At 55.6% G+C, this 20,979-nt stretch carries 22 protein-coding genes and 2 riboswitches; of the genes, 7 read left to right on the forward strand and 15 right to left on the reverse strand.

The genetic code is table 11. From position 1 onward, the window contains the following. Positions 1 to 707: 707 nt before the first annotated feature. From PT964_RS15560 to PT964_RS15575, 4 genes are all read right to left on the reverse strand, one after another. A complete protein-coding gene (locus tag PT964_RS15560) occupies positions 708 to 1,694 on the reverse strand; it encodes a Gfo/Idh/MocA family protein (RefSeq protein WP_274364283.1) in 987 nt (328 codons plus the stop codon). Between the two features lie 143 nt (positions 1,695 to 1,837). After that, entirely contained in the window at positions 1,838 to 2,698 is an 861-nt protein-coding gene (locus PT964_RS15565) for a hypothetical protein (protein WP_274364284.1), read from the reverse strand. A 65-nt stretch (positions 2,699 to 2,763) separates the two neighbouring features. Next, complete coding sequence (locus PT964_RS15570) at positions 2,764 to 3,372, reverse strand: DUF5052 family protein (RefSeq protein ID WP_274364285.1); 609 nt, start codon at positions 3,370 to 3,372, stop codon at positions 2,764 to 2,766. Positions 3,373 to 3,437: 65 nt separating this feature from the next. Continuing rightward, positions 3,438 to 4,034, reverse strand: coding sequence for an AAA family ATPase (locus PT964_RS15575; protein ID WP_274364286.1), 597 nt, complete (start codon positions 4,032 to 4,034; stop codon positions 3,438 to 3,440). A 59-nt stretch (positions 4,035 to 4,093) separates the two neighbouring features. Between PT964_RS15575 and PT964_RS15580 the strand changes: the two genes are divergently transcribed. Beyond that, positions 4,094 to 4,759, forward strand: a complete 666-nt coding sequence (locus tag PT964_RS15580) for an SIMPL domain-containing protein (protein ID WP_274364287.1) — start codon at positions 4,094 to 4,096, stop codon at positions 4,757 to 4,759. Here the strand turns inward: PT964_RS15580 and PT964_RS15585 are convergent. Beyond that, positions 4,705 to 5,319: an exopolysaccharide biosynthesis protein gene (locus PT964_RS15585; protein ID WP_274364288.1), complete on the reverse strand. Its 615-nt coding sequence runs from the start codon at positions 5,317 to 5,319 to the stop codon at positions 4,705 to 4,707. The two genes, PT964_RS15580 and PT964_RS15585, sit on opposite strands and share 55 nt — an antisense overlap. An 88-nt stretch (positions 5,320 to 5,407) precedes the next feature. Continuing rightward, positions 5,408 to 5,492: riboswitch (cyclic di-GMP riboswitch) on the forward strand. A gap of 79 nt (positions 5,493 to 5,571) precedes the next feature. Here PT964_RS15585 and PT964_RS15590 point away from each other — a divergent pair. Beyond that, the gene (locus PT964_RS15590) at positions 5,572 to 5,733 is read left to right on the forward strand and encodes a hypothetical protein (RefSeq protein ID WP_274364289.1); all 162 of its coding nucleotides are present in this window, start codon (positions 5,572 to 5,574) and stop codon (positions 5,731 to 5,733) included. A gap of 18 nt (positions 5,734 to 5,751) precedes the next feature. On the opposite strand, the gene PT964_RS15595 is transcribed toward PT964_RS15590, so the two are convergent. Further along, the gene (locus tag PT964_RS15595) at positions 5,752 to 7,791 is read right to left on the reverse strand and encodes a hypothetical protein (protein ID WP_274364290.1); all 2,040 of its coding nucleotides are present in this window, start codon (positions 7,789 to 7,791) and stop codon (positions 5,752 to 5,754) included. A gap of 181 nt (positions 7,792 to 7,972) precedes the next feature. On the opposite strand from PT964_RS15595, the gene PT964_RS15600 reads away from it, so the two are divergent. After that, positions 7,973 to 8,170, forward strand: coding sequence for a hypothetical protein (locus tag PT964_RS15600; RefSeq protein ID WP_274364291.1), 198 nt, complete (start codon positions 7,973 to 7,975; stop codon positions 8,168 to 8,170). Then, the gene (locus PT964_RS15605; protein WP_274364292.1) at positions 8,167 to 8,385 is read left to right on the forward strand and encodes a hypothetical protein; all 219 of its coding nucleotides are present in this window, start codon (positions 8,167 to 8,169) and stop codon (positions 8,383 to 8,385) included. Before PT964_RS15600 ends, PT964_RS15605 begins: the two co-directional genes overlap by 4 nt. A gap of 28 nt (positions 8,386 to 8,413) precedes the next feature. Here the strand turns inward: PT964_RS15605 and PT964_RS15610 are convergent, their stop codons facing one another. The 7 genes from PT964_RS15610 to PT964_RS15640 all read right to left on the reverse strand — a co-directional run bounded on the left by PT964_RS15610 (position 8,414) and on the right by PT964_RS15640 (position 15,521). Then, a complete protein-coding gene (locus PT964_RS15610; RefSeq protein ID WP_274364293.1) occupies positions 8,414 to 8,815 on the reverse strand; it encodes a GtrA family protein in 402 nt (133 codons plus the stop codon). A gap of 171 nt (positions 8,816 to 8,986) precedes the next feature. Continuing rightward, complete coding sequence (locus tag PT964_RS15615; RefSeq protein WP_274364294.1) at positions 8,987 to 9,145, reverse strand: hypothetical protein; 159 nt, start codon at positions 9,143 to 9,145, stop codon at positions 8,987 to 8,989. 22 nt (positions 9,146 to 9,167) lie between these two features. After that, entirely contained in the window at positions 9,168 to 10,403 is a 1,236-nt protein-coding gene (locus tag PT964_RS15620) for a DUF4129 domain-containing protein (protein ID WP_274364295.1), read from the reverse strand. Next, complete coding sequence (locus PT964_RS15625; protein ID WP_274364296.1) at positions 10,400 to 11,590, reverse strand: DUF58 domain-containing protein; 1,191 nt, start codon at positions 11,588 to 11,590, stop codon at positions 10,400 to 10,402. The genes PT964_RS15620 and PT964_RS15625 overlap by 4 nt, the downstream gene beginning before the upstream one ends. An 11-nt stretch (positions 11,591 to 11,601) precedes the next feature. Continuing rightward, complete coding sequence (locus PT964_RS15630) at positions 11,602 to 12,567, reverse strand: AAA family ATPase (RefSeq protein ID WP_274364297.1); 966 nt, start codon at positions 12,565 to 12,567, stop codon at positions 11,602 to 11,604. Between the two features lie 148 nt (positions 12,568 to 12,715). Then, positions 12,716 to 14,113, reverse strand: a complete 1,398-nt coding sequence (locus PT964_RS15635) for a (Fe-S)-binding protein (RefSeq protein ID WP_425262744.1) — start codon at positions 14,111 to 14,113, stop codon at positions 12,716 to 12,718. After that, positions 14,106 to 15,521, reverse strand: coding sequence for an FAD-linked oxidase C-terminal domain-containing protein (locus PT964_RS15640; RefSeq protein ID WP_274364327.1), 1,416 nt, complete (start codon positions 15,519 to 15,521; stop codon positions 14,106 to 14,108). Before PT964_RS15640 ends, PT964_RS15635 begins: the two co-directional genes overlap by 8 nt. 204 nt (positions 15,522 to 15,725) lie before the next feature. Here PT964_RS15640 and PT964_RS15645 point away from each other — a divergent pair, with 204 nt between their 5' ends. Then, positions 15,726 to 16,445 (forward strand): FadR/GntR family transcriptional regulator, encoded by a 720-nt coding sequence (locus PT964_RS15645; protein WP_274364298.1) that lies wholly within the window; start codon positions 15,726 to 15,728, stop codon positions 16,443 to 16,445. A gap of 15 nt (positions 16,446 to 16,460) precedes the next feature. On the opposite strand, the gene PT964_RS15650 is transcribed toward PT964_RS15645, so the two are convergent. After that, complete coding sequence (locus PT964_RS15650; protein WP_274364299.1) at positions 16,461 to 17,651, reverse strand: M14 family metallopeptidase; 1,191 nt, start codon at positions 17,649 to 17,651, stop codon at positions 16,461 to 16,463. Positions 17,652 to 17,814: 163 nt separating this feature from the next. Here PT964_RS15650 and PT964_RS15655 point away from each other — a divergent pair, with 163 nt between their 5' ends. Together PT964_RS15655 and PT964_RS15660 are read left to right on the forward strand one after the other, a co-directional pair. After that, the gene (locus PT964_RS15655) at positions 17,815 to 18,465 is read left to right on the forward strand and encodes a GGDEF domain-containing protein (protein WP_274364300.1); all 651 of its coding nucleotides are present in this window, start codon (positions 17,815 to 17,817) and stop codon (positions 18,463 to 18,465) included. 140 nt (positions 18,466 to 18,605) lie between these two features. Beyond that, a riboswitch (cyclic di-AMP (ydaO/yuaA leader) is annotated at positions 18,606 to 18,778 on the forward strand. Positions 18,779 to 18,782: 4 nt separating this feature from the next. Further along, positions 18,783 to 19,325 carry a C40 family peptidase gene (locus tag PT964_RS15660; protein WP_425262746.1) on the forward strand — a complete coding sequence of 181 codons (543 nt, stop codon included), beginning with the start codon at positions 18,783 to 18,785 and terminating at the stop codon, positions 19,323 to 19,325. A 102-nt stretch (positions 19,326 to 19,427) separates the two neighbouring features. On the opposite strand, the gene PT964_RS15665 is transcribed toward PT964_RS15660, so the two are convergent. Continuing rightward, entirely contained in the window at positions 19,428 to 20,954 is a 1,527-nt protein-coding gene (locus PT964_RS15665; RefSeq protein WP_274364301.1) for a flotillin family protein, read from the reverse strand. Positions 20,955 to 20,979 lie beyond the last annotated feature (25 nt).

A 20,979-nucleotide genomic window follows, 5' to 3' on the forward strand; every position in this document is an offset into this window, starting at 1 on the left:
TAAATCACCAACCTAGTTGCGTGGATTTAAGTATTAATTTCGCTAAAAATATAAGCGTTTATTATAACTTGGAACCGCTTCCCATTTTGGCGGCTATTCCATTTATTGTTAACCTTTTTAGCTTTACATATGCCAAAAAAAGAACCGCAATCGCGGTTCTTTTTTATACCGACAGCCATTTTCGTTTAAATTGCGGGGTCGCCTGGTGATGCTAAAAATTGCGTTCCCCATGTTTTGGCGCGAATAGCAACTTGTAGTGTTGCTAGTTTCCCTGGCAGCACCGGCGAAACAAAATAGCATCACTACGAGTTGCTAATGGCCTGTTTTTAGGGCTGCGCGGGAAATTAAGCACACTACGAGTTGCTATTGGCTATGTAACCTCCGCGTCGGGGGCGGAAACTGGGAAATAGCAACTCCTGGTGATGCTAAAAACTCGAGTCCCTTTGTTTTGGCGCGAATAGCAACCTGTAGTGTTGCTAGTTTCCCTGAAGCCGTTCCCGAAACATAGGTTCACCCCAAGCTTCCATACGAACGGCCGGTCATTATTGCCCGGGAAAGCGAGCTCAATGCTACGGACTCGGATAGTTGGATCTTCCTGCACCCGAACCCAAAACTATTCCCGGCCGAAAGCGATATAGCCCCGGGCGCCGGCAACGACCGAGCGAAAAAATAAAGAGGCCGACCGCCTCTTTACGCCGCAGCAACCGTTACGCAAGATCCGCAGGATAGACGATTCCGCACTGTTTTCTCGCTTCGTCCATCAGCTCCATCACCGCCAGCGAGTTGGCGTGGGAGTTCACGGACGACTCCAAGCGCCCTTCCTCTATGAGCCGGATGAACTCCCGAACCTCATACTGCATATTCCGCTCCGCCTGAGGCCGCGTCACCGTCTCGACGCGACCGTCGCGATACCGGATCTCCACCTGCTTCGGCTGGCTCATTTTGTCGAACACGATGCTCCCGTCCTCCCCTTGAATTTCGCAAGGCAAGGAGGATTGGGTTATTTTCGAGTACATAATGACCCCTTCCATCTCGCGATAGCCTGCCAGAACGCTGCCTTCCCCATCCACGCCGGATTCCAGCATGACCGCGTTCGCCCGAACCGTATCCGGTTTGCCGAACAACACGACCATCGGGTAAATGCAGTAAATGCCCAAATCCATCAACGCCCCGTTGGAAAGCGCAGGATTGAACGCGTTCAGCACGGTTCCCGCCTTATACGTATCGTACCTTGAAGAATATTGGCAGAAGCTCGCAAAAAACCGGCGCACCTTGCCGATGTTCGGCAGCGCGTCGCGGATCGCTTCGAAATTCGGAAGCAAAGTCGACTTCAGCGCCTCCATCAGCGCCACGCCGTTTGCATTCGCGGCGTCGATCATCCGCTGCGTCTCTCTCGCATTGGAGGCAATCGGCTTCTCGCACAGCACGTGCTTCCCATGATTCATAAGCAATATCGCCTGCTCGGCGTGCAAAGCGTTCGGGCTTGCAATGTATACCGCATCCAGCTCGCCGCTTGCGGCCATCGTCTCCAAATCCGTAAATACGTGCGGAATGCCGTGCTTTGCCGCGAACTCGCGTCCGCGCTCCGCCGTCCTAGAATAAACGGCTGTCAGCGAAAATTCCGGCACCTCGCGCGCCGCCTCAATAAAGCTGTCCGTAATCCAATTCGTGCCTATGATTCCGAATCTCACCATACCGTTCCTGCGCCTCTTTCACCTATGTACTTAATCGTCACTTCATTGTAGCATTTCGGGTTGCCGCAGGTCTAAATGTGCGAAAAAAAACAAAATCCCCGCCGTAGCCGTAATAGCCTGCAGGGATTTTTCATCGCTCTCGTTCACGGAACGACCTTCACTTGAGAAACCATCCGCTCTGCTGTGCCTAAATCATAGCCGACAAACCAAGCCTGAACCCGAGTGCCCGTTTCAATTTGTTCGACGCTTGCCGGACGGTCGCCTTCCCAATACAAGGTAAACGGCATCAGCCGGAGCTTCTCTCCGCTTACGACCAAATAGCTTTGCCACTGATCTTCTTCGTCGATGCTAATCTCGTCGACCGTCCCCCGGATGTCCTCTTCGCCCGTATCCGAATCCGTAACCTCAAGACGCAGAGCCGTTGTCTGGCCCGGATAGCTTGTCAGCATCATGCCGTCGCTCCATACGTTCACCTGAAATCCGATTCGCAAATCGCCCGCCGCCATCTCGCCCCCGGTGTCGCTATCCACTAGGGCGGTGTCGGAGCTCAAGCTGTACCAAGCCGCGTCAGGCTCTTTGATTTCGGTGCCGATCAGCTTATCACGATCCACAACGAGTACGCGTTTGCCGTCTATTGCCGTAATTTCGCCTTTCATCTCGGGCTCTTCGCTAATGACGAACGACTGAACCTCCAGCGGAAACGTACCGCCGATCGCCTGAAACAGAGCCTTCTTCAGCCGTTCCGTCTCCTCTTCGGTCAAAGCACTCCGGTGGTCCTTCAGCTTCCTAACCTCGAGAAATACCGTTTGCTCATCCGAATATGCCGATTTCGCCTGCACCCCGTGTTCGGCAAACACATCCTTCAGCTTGATCAGATGCTCCGGGACCGATTCCAGCTCGACCGGTCCCGCACCGTGGCCGGAACCCGCTGCCCCGCGCTCGCCGCAGCCCGCCAGCAGCAATACGGCCAGTACGACCATTGCGTAAACCGCTATCTTCTTCATTGCCAAGCCCCCTTCCCCTTTATTACTATAAACGGCCCGAAGAAAAGGAAGGTTGCTTAAAAAAGTCAGCGCAGCAAATCAAGATCGTACACCGTATAATCGCACCGGTATATGAACAAATATTTGCCGTCAATGATGAAGCCCGTCGATTTATCGATGTCCGTAGCAAAATACGAAACGCGGTTTCCGACGAACGATGCGAGCGGCTTGCCGGTTTGCGAGCGTACTAGAATGAGGATGTTTTGTCCCGTAGTTAAATTTTTCACTCCGTTCACCATCTTGTTCAGAAACGGGACGGAGCGGTCGTTGTTGATCATATCGGCTGTCTTGGCGTATTCGTCGAATACGTCGATCAAGCCCTTCTCCCTTAGAATCAAGCTGCTGCCGACGTGCATCATCGTTTTGCCGCCTACGGAAATGTTCAGCACGCTCGATTTCTCTACCGTGTTTCCTTCATTGTCGGTAATTTCAAAGCTTCCGTTAGCGCCGATATCGATCGATTTGCCCTCGATGCGGTCTATGATGCTGCTGTTTTCGTCATACGTCTGAATAATCGCTTCCCGGCCTTTCAGCGCGCTTTTCAGCTTCCCCATTTCATTCGAAAACCAGCTGCAGCCGGACAGCGCGAATATGGAACATGCAAGCAGAATCAATCCTATTTTTTTGCGAATCATTTCATTTCCCCCTGGATGGCTTTCTATAATCGACTCCATCATACGTTGGGAGAACGTTTATGTCACTAACTAAAAAAACGAATTTGCTTGATTTGCACGGCGATCCGGTCGAACCGTTTTTTCAGCTTGCTTCGATCGTCGGGCAGCAGCCGGATATGCAAGGCCGAGGCGATCGTTTCCGCATTTTCCTCAATCGAGGTATGCTCCGTATCCAGATGCTGACGGAACCGGGCGTCGGACAACCCTTCGATGCAGCGGTCGATCTGCTGCGCTGGCCATGAATTTTTGCCGTCGCCTCTGCCGCGCAGTCTCTTTAATAGAACCTCTCTTGAAGCGCACAGGGCAAAATGATTCACAACGACTCCATCCTCCCTTAGCCTTCCAACCATCTCTTCAAAATACAACGGGTTTACCACCGTCATCGGCGCAATGACGATGCCGTCGTAAGTGCGGTCGATGTGCCTGAGCATCGCGTAATTCATTTCCCGCCACATCGGGTAATCTTGGAAGTCCGGCGCTGCGATTTGTTTCGGAACGTTTTTGCGAATGTAATAGCCGGCGTTCTCCGGATCGAAGAGGAATGAGTTCGGAATTCTGCGATGAAGCTCGTTTGCGGTTTGTGTCTTGCCGCTGCCGAACGCGCCGTTAATCCAAATGATCATAGGATAGTCTCCTCGCCAATACATTATTGAATAGCATCGAATGAAAGGATGGTTGCCGCATGGAGTATGCCGCATACCGCATCATGGAAGTGAACGGGGAAGGGACGTCCGCCGCGGCGCCGGATCGATCGGTCGCAATCCTGGGGACCGTCACGAATAACGTCGCCTTAAGCGCCGCTCAGCGGGACAATGCCGCCGCCGTTTCCGGCGTGATCGCTTCCTTGCAGCGATTAGGCATTCCGAAGGAGCATATTCAAACGTATGCGTACAATATCGAGATAAAGTATAAGTTCGAAGACGGGGAGCAGATCTTTATAGGCTATCAAGTAACGCATCTGCTCCGGGTCGAGGTGAACCGCGCCGAGATGACCGGAGCGGTCGTCGACACGGCGGTCGCAAACGGCGCCAACACCGTATCGAGCATCCGGTTTACCGTGTCGCGTCCGGAAGCTTACTATAATCAGGCGTTGGCCATAGCCGTGGGCAACGCCGCAAGCAAAGCGGAGGCCATCGCGAGAGCGCTTGGCGGATCGCTCGCCGGCGGGCCGGTGTACGTTCAGGAGCTGCCTGTAAGCACCGGGCCGATTCCATACCAGGCCGCCCTGCTTGCGGAAAGCGCCGGAACGCCGGTTCAGCCGGGCCGGGTGAACATCGCCGCCTCCGTTAAAGTTCAATATATGTATTTCACACCGAACGCTCCAAGCACATATACGGCGGCAAAATAAGATAAAATGACGCCCAGCATCACATAACCGCCGACGATCAACGCGCCGTCTCTTCGGAGAAGACCGAGAACGGAAAATACGATGCCGTAAGCGGGAATCGTGTTCGAAAACGGCAGCGGAAGCGGCAGCATCATGCAGATCGAATTGACGATGACGGCGATCATATGCGCGTTTATAAGTGCGGAAGTAGAGGTCAGCGGAAGCAGCCTCGGCTTGGACCAGCGCTCCATGCGCATCAGCACGGCGGCGGCACGGTCCGCGATGGCCCGCATGTGTTTTTGGCGGATGCGAATGGAACCGAGACGCCGTGGCAGCCGCAGCGGACCTCGCGTCATCAGGCTGATGCAGATGATGATGATGAGCGTACCGAACGGCGTGCTCGTGCCGGGAATCGATACCGGCAGCAGAAACGGAAACGTTAATACGATCACCGCGACCAGCATGCCCTCCTCGCCGAGCCGTTCGATCATCTCCCCGACTGTTATTCCGCGCTCCGGCGCCTCGGCCGCCATGCTTTTCACGATTTCCGATATGTTCACTGGTTCTTTCGAATATTTCAAAACGTGCTGCTCCTTTAGTTATGTGTCTCAAGTCATATTATATCTCGCCAATACCCTTAAAAATATGTTATCATAATAAAGAATTCTCGCTCGATAACGGCAAACCTAGTGAAAGCCAGGGACGCAAAGCTATAGGGACTAAAGGCTCACGCCTATGTCAGCCAGCTGCCGAAGGCAAGAGGAAATCGACACGAACCTCCCTTTGGCGATCGAACGTTTTTCAATATTGAAGCAAAGCGGAGGGATCGGATTATGTTAGACACTCGGGAAGTTAACGAATTGTTCGGCAAGGAAGCCGCTCACGAAATCATTGAGAGACTTCAGGAATTGTCCGAAGAAGAGCTTGAAGAATTGCGCGCCTCTTTCGGAATCATCATGAACTCCATACGGTACAATACGGAACGGGCCTCTTAACAGAGGACCCGTTTTTTATTATTTCACGCGCGTATAGTTCATATCTCCCCATACGAGCCAATCGGATCCTGCGAGAATTGCGTCGTTGAGGCCGCTTCCGATCGGTTTCTCGCTTCGCTTCCCCGTCGTCAAATCGATCTCGCGATAGACACCCGGCTCCGGTCCGTAAAGGTTCGTCACCCAGGCGTACCTGCTTTGGCCCGGCTCGGACAGCCACATCCCGTTCTCTGCCGCTAGCGTTATAAGCAGCTGCTTGGGATCGACCCAATATAAGCCCCGCCGCGCGGCGTCGAACGTTTGGCCGATGCGGGCAGGTACCGGCTCCTGCAAACGGGCGGCATCCGGTTCGATTCGCAGCTCTTTCTTGCCCCCCGATGCGAGGTGCAGCAACGAATAACTCGAATTGATTATAACAGGGTCGGACTCCGGCTTGCGTTCCAGTTCATATTCATGCAGCAGGACGACGCCGTTCTCCGCTTCAAGCCAACCGGCAAGCTCGATATAACGGCCGGACCCTTGCGCGGTTTGGATCGTGCGTACCGGCTTTCCCTCGCGATCGTAGAATCGGATTCGCTGAGGGGCGAAATCGTCGATTTCGGGACCGTGTTCGACAATGTGGTCCCCGCTTTGGTCTCTCGTATCTTGGAGGGCGGCGTATCGGCTGTCCGGACTCCATAAGAAGGCCGGGTACTTCGCATACCCTTTGCTGAACGGAACGGAAGCAACGAGGAGCCCCGTTTGATCGTGGAGACGGTACTCGCTTTTCGTGTAGTCGGAATACCAGAACCGTTCCCCGTCGGGAGACGGAACCGTCAGATAGAACGGCCAAGAGTGGCTGAACGACTGCTTCGGTCGGACGATTTCACTTGTGGTCAGATCGAATGCCCATAGTCGGCCTTCCCGGTAGCTGTTCAGGACCAGCATATTTTTCTCTTCGTTCATCCAACCCGGCGCAAAATGATCATCCGTCTTCGCATCCGGAATTTCAGAGAATACGACCTCCTTTTCCCCGGTGACGATATTCAGCTTCTCCACCCGGTAATAATAACCGCCCTCCCGGCTCTCGTCGGTAACGGCCGACACGAACAGCAGCTGGCCGTCTTTTAAAAATCCGTACGCTCCGCCGACCGAATCGATTCCGTACATATCGCCCACTGTCACGTCGTACAAAGGGAAAGCGCGAACCTCCTCCGTTTCGGGGTTGACGATTACCGCGTCCTTGCGATAGTGAATGCCTTGCTCGCCTTCGGTATGCGTTCTAACGATATGCACCGCGTACGATACCCCCTCGGTCGCAGGGGAGGCCAGCGTTTGCATCACATAAAACCCATCCGTGTCCGAGTGCGCCACATTGAACCCGTCGGCGGTTTTTTCCGCTTTTAGTTGGAGGCGGAAATTCGTCCCGTCCGTGGGCGTTGGCTTATCCGTGGCGCCGGGCGACAACCCGCAGCCCTCGCACTCCGTCCTGACGAATCCTCCGCCCTGCCACGTGTAGAGCGTTTCCACGTAATCCCCTTTTTCCATGTCGTAGTAGCGGTTTTTGAAGACGGCGGGTCCGACCTTTTCATAGCGTATGGAGTATTCTTGTTCGGCTGTCAGCAAATCCTTGTGAATGACGGCGATCCCTTCGGGCTGAAGCGAGTAAATGTTATAAACGGACCCGTTCGAGGAAAAGCGCTGCCCGATAGCGAAATCCGGATGACCGTCGTCATTGTAATCTTCGAAAGCGATTTGAAAGCTGCGGCTTTGGGAAAATAATAGAGGTCCGCCACCGAAGGAATCGTTCAAATCGAGTGTATGCAGCACCTTGCCGGCTTGATCGAGCAGCTCCAAGGAGAATTCGCCTTCCCAATAGACGCCGGTATAGGCTCCCGGCTCCTTCTCTTCCTTCCATTCTCCTGACACCATCTGGACACGGAGCGTTTCTTCGCTGCCGTTATGGTCATAGTCGATCCGGGCCTCAGCGATGATGTGATCCGTACGTTCGGCGTTCCTGCAAGCAGCAGCCAGCAACGCTACGATGATCCATAGCATTGCCGGAATGAAAAGCTTCTTCACCGCGCATCATCCGTTTCCTTTTTTGTTACTATTAAGACTGTTTTTCGGAGGAAAAAGTTTCAATCCGGGCCTTATTTACGGCGGTGTATTGTCCCCATCGTCACTTTAGATCAGGCGGAAATTTTGTTAGAATCATGTATAAATGCTAGAGAGTATCGGCAGAATTTGAGGAGGTCATCGGATGACGGAGCCGAGAAGGGCGGAGGTCGTGCCTCATTGCCCCGTATGCGGATTTACGATGAAATGGTGGTTCGCCAAATGGAAATGCTTTAACTGCGGGCAATGGAACGGCTGCTGCGGCGACAGCACCGGCGATCCCGGCGGATTGTGGGTCGAGCCGTGTCCGGTTCGGCATCCGGGGGAGGATCAGGGGGAGTGAGAACGAGACGGATGTTCCTGTTCGCTTTCGTTTTACTTGCTGCGCTGGCGATTGCCGCCGGTTGTTCCCGGGTTCAACCCGATCCAATATCGATTTACCGGATGCAGAGCTTTTCCAGTATCAACAAGGATTCTATGGTAACGATCGCCGATCCGGCGGTTGTCGGCCGGGTTGGCGAAGCGATACCCGGTCCGCAGAACAGATGTATCGGGTGATCGGAGAGCATTTCATGAACGAGCCGGGTTAATGGGCTGTTTGGGGAAATACCCAATACCGGCTTCCTATGTAGTTTAGAACAAGGCTGACTCCGGTTGCGAATAGTTTGCAGGTTAAGAGAGGGAGAGGCGAGTGAGTGTACAGCAGCTCCAGCATTGCGGATGCCGCGGCGAGGGAAACCAGGTTTACGACGAGAAACCGGGCGCCCTCGCCTTTGTTTTTCGCTGCTTCCGCTTGCGAGGAGCGGAATGTCCAGCGCTTGTTCCACGCGAAGCTGTTCACGAAGCCGCAGGCGTACGATCCGACCTGTGCAAGTATTGGTGCGGCTCCTGCGGCTGTCAGCGCCGCAAACACGGCGATGTCCACGCCTGTATTCAGCGCTCCGACGATTCCAAACTTGAAGAAGCTGTGTATTCCTCTTTCCCGCACGTGTTTCGTTTACCTCCCTTATCCCGATTGTATAGGAACAATATTCTTCTCCTATTGTTTCCAACATCGTGTTTGGGGAAGCATGCCGCTCGAGCAGCGGTACTTTGTTATCCGTTGCAAAGGGCTTGGTGTGGCGAGCAATGGGAGCTTCTCCATTTGTTTGAGGCAAAATCAAGCTTGGTACGTTAAGGGCTGTTGCTGCTTCGGAATAAAGTTCCGTTCGCGGTGGTCGGTCATGCGGTGCGGCAGCGTGCAACGGAACAACGTTCCGTTGCATCGGCCCAGGCTCGCCTTCTTCAACTGATCTATACGCAGTCCGAAACCGGGCATGCAGCCAGCCATGCTCCTAGCGCTACTTCTCCAAAGTGCGGATCCGCTCCAGCGCCTGCTGCGCCCGGAGCTTCAACGGCTCGGGCTCGAGCTCATGCCCCTCCTTGACGCCGTCGCCTCCATAGCGAACCCGCTCGTAGCAATCGGACAGCGCCCGCATCTCATCTCCGGACGCCGCGGATACCCGCCCCTCGGCGCGAAGGCGTGCCGCATACTCCTTCGCGGTTTCACTCGGCAAAATCGGATGACCTTTCTTCTCGTACCAACGCAGCATTTGCTGATACAGCCTGCGTACGGCGGAATCGGTGCGCACATAGCTCAACGAGCTGTTTTCCGACCACTTGCTTCTGCTGATCCGCACCTGCGCCGCGGAACGAATCGGTTCGGCGCGGCGATTTCGCTTGCGGTGCACGAACGCCATAACGGCAGCCAGCGCCGCCAGCAGCGCAATCGCCCAAACCCAATTCGGAACGGCCGCAGCGGCTGCAGTTGGCTCCATCCCCTGCAACCGTTCGGGGTCAAGCTCCGAAAGCTCCTCCCCCGCCGAAGGCAGCGTCAGCTCCAGCTCAGCCGCACGCTCGCGAAGCCATTCGAACAGCGGCGAAAGCACATACAGCAGCGGGGCGCTCATCCACCCAAGCAGCAAAAACGCATAAGGAAGCGCCGCCACAACGACTAACAGGCCCGCCGTACAAATAATGACCGGCAGCGCCGTCCTGGCCCCGATCAACCGGTCCCCGCGGTAAGTCCGCTGCACCTGCACGAGAACATAGAAGCGAATCGCAAAATAAGCGGCAACGGCCGCGGCCAGCACTGCAGGCGACACAACCCCGTGCTTGAATGCGTAATGAAAGCAAATAACGGAATACATCGGGAACACAACGGACTCCTGAAGAAAAAAGACGCGAAACCGCTCTTCCGCCCTCGCATCCCCGGAAACGATCGACCCGAAACGCAATACGAACACGAACCCGATGAGCGGAAACCAAGTCAGAAACGCCGTTCCCCCCAGGCGGGAAATGATCCAGACGGCGCCGATTGCGAGCGGCAAAGCTCCCGCGGCGGCAGACCACTTGACGAGTCCGAGCCGATGTGCCGCATACACTGCAGCAGCCCCGACCGCCAACAGCAACGGTACGGCCAAAAGGAACATCAGCTCCTCAACCCGCTCAACGAGTCCCGACAGCAGCACGATCCAAGCCAGAGCCACAAAGCCCTCCAGCGCGCCGAACCATAGCTGACGCTTTTCAAGCCTCATACCGCCGCCTCCTTTACGGGACCGGGTATCGAATCATCCGGCGCAGACTCAGGCAGGAAGCGCTCAACCGTCGAAGGAATCCCATACAGCGGCGGCGCCGAATCGTCCCAATACAAGTTATACACGAACACTTGCTTCAATTTCCGGTGCAGCTCGTACAATGCGCGAATGCCGTCCTCATCCCAATACGAGGTCAAAACGACCACCGTATCCCCCATCGCCGCGACCTTCGCGGCAGAGTGAATCAAATCCGCAAAGGACGACATCGGATGCCGCGAGATCGAGCCCATCCGATTCGCAAGACGTTCCATTTGGTAAGACGCGGAGGAGGGCGGCTCGTAATAAGAAAGCGAAACGCCGTCATATAAATTGGTCAGCATGCCGACCGTGGCGCCGTTCTCCGCCAGCTTCTCGGCCACCTGCACGAATCGCCGGCACATCGTGTCGAGACGGTCCCCGCTCATCACTTTCCAATACGGCTCGGCAACTTGACCATTAAACAATATCAACGCTTTGGACGCGGTCGTATAGCCGAACTGCTTCACCATCAACCCGCTCAAACCGCCGCCGCTCCACCCGGTATTGCTTCTCGCCGTCGCATACCATGAAATTTGCCGAAGCGGATCGCCGGCTATATACGGCCGGACGCCGGTGAACAAGCTCGGATCCTCATTGTAATACCGCTTTGTCCGGATGTCTCCAAGCAATTCGGTGAATCGTCCGGCAACCTCCAGCGGCTGTCCCCGCTTCGGACGCACGATGGTCCGGGCTTCCACATACACCGTTCGAAAATGCTTCCATAACCCGAGCGCATCGGTAAACACCAAATACGCTTCCTTCCAATCGGCCACCCCGCGCCGCGCGGCATACACGGTAAAGGTCGCCTCCGCCTGCTGCCGCGGCATTAAATAGGTGACGATGCTGACCGTCCCTCCGCCTTCCCGCCCCTCCGCATCGCCCCGAAGCTGTTCCGGCAAAGCCCAAGAGAGCTGCACCCGCGGGCACGGGAGTCTCGTCGGATTGATCAGACGGCAGCGAAAGACGACCGCATCGTCCACTTCAGCCAAGCCGTCGAGCGCTTCCGCCTCCACCCGAATCCGCGGATACACATGGCGCTCCCAATACCGCGGGGCGGCCCATATCGATACGATCGCAGCCACCATGACCAGCCATAAAATCCCCCACATGGCGCCGACCATTAATGCGAGGAAGACTGAAGCTCGACGGGGACCGGAATTTGCCCAAGCAAATCCTGAAGCGCCGACGTTTCGGTCTCGCCCTTGGCGCGGCGCTCGGGCGGCAGCTGCACGCGATGGGACAGCACGGGAACGACGCCGCGCTTAATGTCGTCGGGCGTTACGAAATCGCGGCCGTCAAGCCATGCGAGCGATTGCGAAAGCGCCAGCAGCGCCAACGCCGCCCGCGGACTTGCCCCGGTAAGGAACGCTTTCGGTTCCCTCGTTTTCCGGACGAGCTCCAGCAAATAGGTTTCCACGTCCTTCGATACGCGGACCGATCTGCAAAGCTGCCGCATTTCCCGAAGCTGCTCCGGCGAAATGACCGGCTGCGGCTGCTCCGGACGCTCCCCCGACCGAAACCGGCGCAAAATGCCGGCCTCCTCCTCAAGCGACGGAAAGCCGAGACTCACTTTTACTAAAAAACGGTCCAGCTGCGCCTCGGGCAGCGGAAACACCCCTTGCGATTCGATCGGATTTTGCGTAGCAATGACAAAGAACGGTGCCGGCAGCGATTCCGTGCGGCCGTCGATGCTGACTTGACCCTCGGCCATCGCCTCAAGCAGCGCCGATGCGGTGCGCGGCGTTGCCCGGTTAATTTCGTCGAACAATAAAAATTGAGTGAAGATCGGGCCTTTGCGCAGCTCGAATTCGCCCGTCTGCGGACGATAGATCATGGCGCCGAGCAAATCTTGCGGCAATAAATCCGGCGTCGCCTGCACGCGGCTGAATTCCGCCTGAAACGCTTGGGAAAGCGCTTTGGCCATCGTCGTTTTACCCGTTCCCGGCACATCCTCCAGCAATACATGCCCTTGGGCGAGCAGCGCGGCCGTAATCAGCAGCAGCGCTTCCTCCTGGCCGACGACCTGCTTGCGAACCTCTGAAAACAGCTTCCTCTTAAACTCGTTCGGTATCCCGTTCGTAGTCATATGCGTCTCCTTTTATACAGAAAAAATGCCTCTTTCATCCAAGTCTACAAAATCGTATCACGTAAGGCGGGGGGCACTCAACATTTTATCAATTATAAAAAAAGGAACCCCGAAATCAACGAGGCTCCTCCCCTTATCACCTAGCAACCTATTTATGCTCCGTCATTCGCTCATAAAGAAAATCCACTACATGCAGCGCCCGCATTTGCCCGGACATGCCGTGCTTTTCGATGCCGTGCTTCATCTGCAGCAGGCAGCCCGGATTGCTCGTCAGCAGTACGTGAGCTTCTGTCCGTTTGACGTTCTCCATCTTATGCTCCAAAATTTGTCCGGCCATCTCGGGCTGGGTGATGTTGTAAATGCCGGCCGAGCCGCAGCACCGGTCAGCTTCGTGCAGCTCGCAAAACTCAGCTCCCGCGACTCTCCGCATTAAATTTCTCGGAGCGTCGGAGCTGCGCATGACGTTCCGCAAATGGCACGAATCTTGGTACGTAATGCGCACCTTGCCACCGTCTTCCGTCCCCTCGCCGATCACAGCGGGGAACCTGCCGCTTTCCGCCAGCAGCTTGCTGACGTCCGCCGTCCTCGTTGCGAACCATTTCGCGGCCTCCGCCCACTGCGGGTCGTCGTGAAGCAGATGATCGTATTCCACGAGCAGCGCGCCGCAGCCGCCGGCATTGGAGGCGATATAGTCGACACCCGCTTCCCGGAAGGCGCGAATGTTCCGCTTCGCCAGCTCCGCCGCTTGCGCCTTCTCGCCGCTGTGCGCATGCAGCGCGCCGCAGCAATTTTGCGATTCGGGGATGACGACGTCGTACCCCGCTTCCGTCAGCAGACGAACCGTATTCATATTCGTTTCGGTAAACAGCACATCCATGATGCAGCCGCGGAACAAGCCGACCGTTCCGATTTTTTCGCCGACCGCCCTGTGCCGGGAGCCGATCCTCTCGACGACGCCCTCATAGGAGGCTTCCGGCAAAATCCGCTCCATATCCCTTAGATGCTCTGGAAACAGCTTCATCATACCGGTGCGTCGGGCAAGGCTGCGCAATCCCGAGCGCTGATAAAAGCGGAGCGCTCCGCCCACGAGGCGAACCCGCTTCTGGTAAGGAAATACGCCTTGAAACGCAGCCTTGCGGGCAAGCTTCACCCACCAACGGTGGCTGTCCGTATGATCCTCAATCGCATCGCGCGCTTGCTCGATCAACTGGCCGTACTTCACGTCGGCCGGACAAACCGGCTCGCAGGCGCGGCAGCCCAAACAGTGGTTCATCTGCTCCTCGAAAGCGCGGTCCGGATCCATCAAGCCGTCCGCCACCGCCTTCATGAGCGCGATGCGGCCGCGCGGCGACTCCGCCTCGATGCCGGTTTCCCGGAACGTCGGACACGCCGGCAAGCAAAAGCCGCAGCGCATGCAATTCGTCAGCTGATCGTAATCGAGCGACAGCTTGAGCCCTGCAGCCATCGGGCTGCATGCGGCAGCGCCGCCGGCGGCGCCGGATCCGGGCTCGGCATTCGTCTGAATCCACGAGTTTGCATTAGCCACGCTCGATCACCACTCTTTTCCTTGCCGCTTTAGCGAACACTTTCCCCGGATTCAGGATGTTGTCCGGGTCGAACGCATGCTTGATCGCTTTCATAACCTCGATCCCCGCGGGACCGACCTTCCACTCCAGGTAAGGCGCCTTCACCAATCCGACGCCGTGCTCTCCGGTAATCGTTCCGCCAAGCTTAATGGCGGCCTCGAATATTTCGGCGAACGCCTCCTCCACCCGGTGAATCTCGTCCGGATCGCGCGCATCGGTCGTTGCCGTCGGGTGCAGGTTGCCGTCGCCCGCGTGCCCGAACGTGCAAATTTGCACCCGGTGCTTCTCGGCGATTCGGTTAATTTCGAGCACCATATCGGCAATCTTCGAGCGAGGTACGGTCGCGTCCTCCAGAATCGTCGTCGGCCTTAATCTGGCCAATGCGGTGAAGGCGCTCCGCCGCGCCGTCAGCAGCTTCAGCGCCTCTTCCGCCGTCTCGGCGACCTGCACCCGAGCTGCCTGCTCTCCCCGGCATATCGACTCGATCACCGCGATATCCCGCTCCACAGACTCCATATCTCCGTCCTGCTCGATCAGCAAAATTGCGGCCATATCCAGCGGCAAGCCCAGCTTGGCAAAATCGTCGACGACGCGGATCGTCGGATTGTCCATGATTTCGAGCGTCGCCGGAATAATGCGGCTTTCGATAATTTTCGAAACGGTCCGCGCCGCGCCGTAGATGTCCTTGTACATCGCCAGCATCGTCTTCTTATACTTCGGCGGCGGAATCAGCTTTAACGTCGCTTCCGTAATCACCGCAAGCGTCCCTTCCGAGCCGACCAGCAGCTTCGTCAAATCGTAGCCCGCGACGTCTTTCGTCAGCTTGCCGCCGGTGCGTATTATTTCGCCGTTCGCCAAGACGGCCTCCAAGCCAAGCACATAATCCTTCGTCGTGCCGTATTTCAAGCCGCGCAAGCCGCCCGAGCATTCGGCGATGTTTCCGCCGATCGTCGAGATCGTCATGCTGCTCGGGTCCGGCGGGTAAAACAAGCCGAGCCCTTCCACATGCGTAATAAACTGCTTCGTGTTGAGTCCCGGCTGAACGGTCGCCGTCAAGTTTTCCAGATCGACCTCGAGAATCCGGTTCATCCGGTGCATCACCATCACGACGCCGCCTTGAACCGGGACGGTGCCGCCGCACAGGTTCGTTCCGGAGCCGCGGCTGACGAGCGGAATGCGGCTGCGTTGCAGCACCTTCATCACGTCGGACACCTGCTGCGTGTTTTCCGGATAAACGACCGCGTCCGGCATCGATTGAAGCATCGGAGTTCCGTCATAGGAATGCGTCACAAGCGACTGAGGGTCGTCCTTCACCCAGTTCTCGCCGACAATGGCGATCAGCTCTTGCTTCACCTCGTTCGAAAGCATCGGGTACATCACTCTTTTCTCCAAAATTATGAATTAATCAGGTCATCAGATGACTCATCGTTATTATCGGTTATTGTATCATACGCCTCCGGATTGGTGAATACATTAATCAGGTCATCAGATGACTTTTGCGCTGGATTATTGTATGATCTCGATAACGATATCGAAGCTTTCTTTTTTCGATGTAAGGGAGTGTTATGCAGAATGCCGCAGCGGCCGTTAAAAGGGTACGAATGGGTATCGAAGGAATTAATCGGTCATATTTCCGAGGGCCGTTACAAGCCGGGAGACAAGCTTCCTTCCGTCGTCGATCTGGCGGTTCAATACGGCGTGGGCCGGTCGACCGTCCGCGAAGCGCTCAGCGCGCTGAAGGCGAAAGGGCTCATCGATATCAGGCAAGGCGGGGGAACGTACGTCCTGGCGGAGCCGGCGGGGGATGACGCGTCGTTTACTAAAGAAGACTGGACCGCCAGAGCCGAATCGCTCCGCCATATCGTGGAGGTGCGCAAGGTGCTTGAGACCGGCTGTGCATCGCTCGCCGCGAAGCATCGGACGGCGGAGGACCTGGCGGCCATGCGCGCGAATTTGAAAGAGACGGAAAGCCGTTTGAACGATGAGGCGTTTTGCGTACAGGCGGACATTGAGCTCCACAGCCGGATTGCGGAGGCGACCAACAATCCGGCTCTCGTAGAGATGATGGCTTCCTTGTCTCATCTGCTGCAGGAAAGTATGAAGGACACTCGGGCGCTATGGTTTTATGCGGAGCGCGAATCGGCGGAACGGCTGCTTGCGGAGCATGCCTCGATCGTCGACGCGATCGAATCGGGCGACGAAACGCTCGCCGCCGCGGCCATGGCGAATCATTTGAATAAGGTGGAGCAAGTCTTGAAAGAAAAGACGGGAAGCCGCAATTTGGACGTTTAATCCGGGCTTGCAGAGCTATAAGTACAAGCTGGCCAAAAAAATTCCCAATCCCTGCTGATAAATTTCATTGAATTGACTAAGCGGAAGCGGATTTTGCCCCTGCCCCATTTCAATGGTGAATCCGGGGCGTCTCCACTCTTGAATAAACCAATCCTTATAGCCGGCCCAGCTTTCCACGGTCCGCTCCGGCACGTAGCCGCTGACCCGCGCGAACTCTGCGGCCATCGTTCGGGCGGCGGGCGGCTCCATATTTTCATACCCCCAGTAAATGACCCTTCCTTGCGTATGAAGCGCAAGCACACGGGCAAAATCGCTCTGCCTCGTCAACTCCGCCATAGCGATCGCTTCCGGCTCCGTTAGGGGCGCCGTTCCGGAATAATCTCTCGGGCCCGGCTTCTTTTCTCCTCTTGCCGCTTCGTCCTCCCATCTTGCCGGAAATTGATTGTTGAGATCGACTCCTCGAATGTTCGCCTTCCAGCCCGAAAAATCGCGGCTTCCCCCGTTCATTTCCAGCACGCTTTCCCGATAAGGCTCCTGTGCGGGCAAGCCGTTAACGACAAGATCGACGCCGTCCGGATTGACCATAGGCACCGTGGACAGCGTGGCGCTTGCATAGTACGGAGCGACATTCAAGCCACGAATCGGCATTCCGTTCGTCAAAGCGAGCAAATAATCGTTGATGAACGTAACGAGGACCGGAGTCGTTATCCATTCGTTGGCATGAAAAGAGGCGTTGATGTGCACCCTTTTGGCTCCGCCCCCAATCCGAAGCTCGTGAATCGGCTTGCCCATCACGCTTCTACCGATCTCTCTTCTTCTTAAAAAAGGATACACCTCAATCAACCGGGCCGTATCCTCGCTTAGCGCCGCCGTGTTGTACCGCCGATTGCCCGCCGCCACCCTCCATGTGACCCGAAGCGGCACGCGGATGACAACGCCGGCTTGCAAGTTTTGCGGCTCGACGTTCGGGTTCATGCTTAGCAGCGCTTCCACCGGAACCCCTCGCGCTTTGGCAATGCTCCAGAAGGTGTCGCCGGCGCGTATCGTATAGTTGGCGCGCAAATAGCCGGGGATTTGAACGCGGTCCCCGACGTTCAGCCTCCCGTCGGCCAGGTCCGGATTGGAGTCCAGCACTAACTGAAACGGAATCCGGAACCATTGGCTGTAGTTCCACAGCGTATCGCCCGGCCTTACATATATCTCCATTGCAAAAACATCCTCTCATAAGGTAATCGCCTACTTCTATGTGTATGTTTTTGCAGAAATAATGTGAGTTCAAGAAAATAGATTGACAAACTATGGAAAAGGCATTACATTTTTATCATAAGTTATTTTATATATATCATTATATATAAGAAGTGATAATTACATGAACGTAAAACATCGCAACGACTCGCTGACCCATTTGCCGACGCGGGAGCAGCTCGAGATCGACTCGGCGGCTGCGATTTCCAGGGAGGATGGAGTCGCTCTGGCATTGATTGACGTGGATCACTTCATGGAGATTAACGACAACTACGATCATGAAACCGGCGACCATGTGCTCGCCACTTTTGCTAAGCTTCTTAACGAAGCGTTCCCGAAACAAGCCTACCGTGTGTCCGGCGACGAATTCGCCGTCTTGCTATCGGGGAGCAGCTTGGAGCAAGCGTTTCTCCAGATGGAGGAGTTCCGGAAGTCTCTTGCCGCCGTCCAGGCGCAGTTCCAAGCTCATGCCGAGCGCCCGTTTGAAATTACAATTACCGCAGGCGTCGCACAATATCCCCGCGATGCGAAGGATGCGCCGTCTCTTTTTCGAACGGCCGATGCAGCGTTAGGATCCGCGAAAGAAAACGGGCGCAATCAAGTCGCTCTTCCGCCCAACGAAGAAATGGTAATGAAATCCTGCTACTACCCTTCCAGCCTTGTACGCCGATTAAAATCGTTATCCGACAAGCTGAAAAAGAAGGAATCGATCCTTCTTCGGGAAGCGCTAAGCGATTTGTTACGAAAATATGACCGTGTGGAAGAGCAAGTATAGAATTACGGATATCTCAATAGGAAAGCCGCTTACGGTAAATGTAAGCGGCTTCTTTTTATCCAAACATCCCCAACCTATTGCCATATGTAGACATCGGTACCAGTAATTAAATATTTATCTGCTGTAAGAAGCTGTGTTAGGGTTTTAGTAGGCCGAAACTTCAAAACAAAACCATTGAAGTGCGGGGGACTTTTCTCATAGCCGCGCCTCTTTATTGTGGCGAGCTATTCGGGGTGAATCGCTAAATGGCGTAGGGTTGTATCCTCAATCCGAACCCGACAACTAACCTCGCAGGCGAATAAAAGGAGGAAGTTCAATTGAATATCAAAAAGACTATTGCCGTAATGTTGGCTTCGTCCGTCATTGCAGGCGCCGGCTTTGCCGTGCCTTATAACGGACAAGCCTCTGCCGCCGTTTCTTATACGACAACCGCGCAAAAAGTTATCAATGCCGGTTTGAAATATTTAGGAACTCCGTACGAATTCGGTTCCAGCCGTTACAACACACGGACGTTCGACTGCTCCGACTTTACTCGTCAAGCGTTCAAGGACGGAGCCCGAATCACGCTGCCGAGCGACTCCAGATCCCAAGCGGCCTATGTGAAGCGGATCGGGGACACGCACACGAACTGGAGAAATTTGAGTAAGGGCGATCTCATGTTCTTTATGTCTTACAGAGGGACAAGCAAATCGGCTTACTCCGGAATTAACAAGTACAATCAGCGCATCACGCATGTAGGCATCTATATCGGTAACGGCAAAATTCTTCACACGTACGGGGCCGGCGGCGTAAAAATCAGTAAAATCGCCGGAACGCATTGGGAATACCGTTTTATTTTCGGCGGTCGGGCACTTAAATAAGCAGCATTGTTAGCATGTCATGTTTTTGCGGAAATATACGTTTCGAATATAAATGCGGCTGGGGCTGCTGCGAATGTAGCAGCCCGCAAGCCGTTTTTTCTTCTATTCTTCGCTATTCTTCTCGCTGGCCGCAGCAACCAGCGGATCGGCTTCGATGAAAGGTGCCGGCTCCCGCTTCGGCGCGCGCGCCGTCAATCCGTGAATGAGCTGCTCGACATCGATGCCCGACACGTTCTTCAGCATTTCCGGAGCGGTCGCCATCAACGACGTTACATAATTGCTGACTCTGGCCGCACCTTCGCCGTGGCCGGTGTCGACCACCGTCAGCTTATCGATTGCGCTGATCGGCGCTGCCACCTTGCCCGCCAATTCCGGCAGCATCTTGACGATAATATCGAGCACCGCCGCTTCGCCGAACTTCGCGAACGCCTCGGCGAGCTTCTCCTTCGCTTCCGCCTCCGCCAAGCCCCGAAGCCGGATCACTTCCGCTTCGGCCGTACCTTTCGCCCGCTCGGCGTCCGCTACCGCCAAACCTTCAAGCCGCTTCTGTTCCGCAAGCGCCTTCGCCTCCGCCTCGATGCGGTACTGCTGCGCCTCCGCCTCGCGAATAGTGCGGCTCTTTTCCGCCTCGGCCGATTGCTCGATCGCGTACCGGTCGGCATCCGCCTTCTTCTTGACTTCCGCGTCATACTGCTTTTCGCGGCGCAAAATTTCCTTCTCCTCGATATCGATTTCCCGTTCCTTGCGGACGAGCTCGACCTTCATTTGCTCCTCGATGACGTGCTGCTTCGATCTCGCTTCTTGGATATGATACGCTTGATCCGCTTCCGCCTTGGCCATATCTTGATCGCGTTTGAAGGAAGCAACCTTCAATTCCTTCTCTTTCGCCGCTTCCGCGACGTTCGTATCTCTCAAAAGCTCGGCTTTCATACCCTCTTCGTCCGCGCGAGCCTTCTGAATCCGGGCGTCGCGAATCGCTTCGGCTTCGGCGATGTCCGCGTCCCGTTTGACCGCCGCAATCCGCGGCTTACCGAGAGCATCCAAATAGCCGTGCTTATCGCGAACGTCTTTAATGGTGAACGACACGATTTGCAAGCCCATCTTCTTCAAGTCTCTGGCGGCGACGCCTTGCACCTCTTGCGCAAACTTATCGCGATTCCGGTAAACCTCTTCCACCGTCATCGTCCCCAGAATCGCCCGAAGATGGCCTTCCAGAACTTCCTGCGCTTCCGATTTCAAAGCTTCCGTCGGCTTGCCCATGAATTGCTCCGCCGCCGTAGCGACATCCTCAACGGAGCCGCCGATTTTAATAATGGCGACGCCGTCCGCGAGAACGGGCACCCCCTGCTCGGTGTAAACCTCCGGCGTCGAGACGTCCAGCTTGTGAGAAAGCAAAGATAAAAATTGGGCTTTCTGGAAGACCGGCCAAATAAAAGCGCCTCCGCCGCGGACGATTTTAATTTTTCTCCCCGATTCGTCGGTTAGCGTATTTTTGCTGCCGAGCATCGAGCCGGTGACGACCATCGCCTCATCCGGGCTTACTGTTTTGTATCTTGCCCAAAATGCCAAACCAAGCAAAATAATAACGCCGACAATGACCACAGGTACCGTCAAGTAAGCTTCAATCATTGTTACACTTCGCCTCCTTAATATG

The sequence above is a fragment of the Paenibacillus thermotolerans genome, from assembly GCF_028745515.1.
Classification (GTDB): domain Bacteria; phylum Bacillota; class Bacilli; order Paenibacillales; family YIM-B00363; genus Paenibacillus_AE; species Paenibacillus_AE thermotolerans.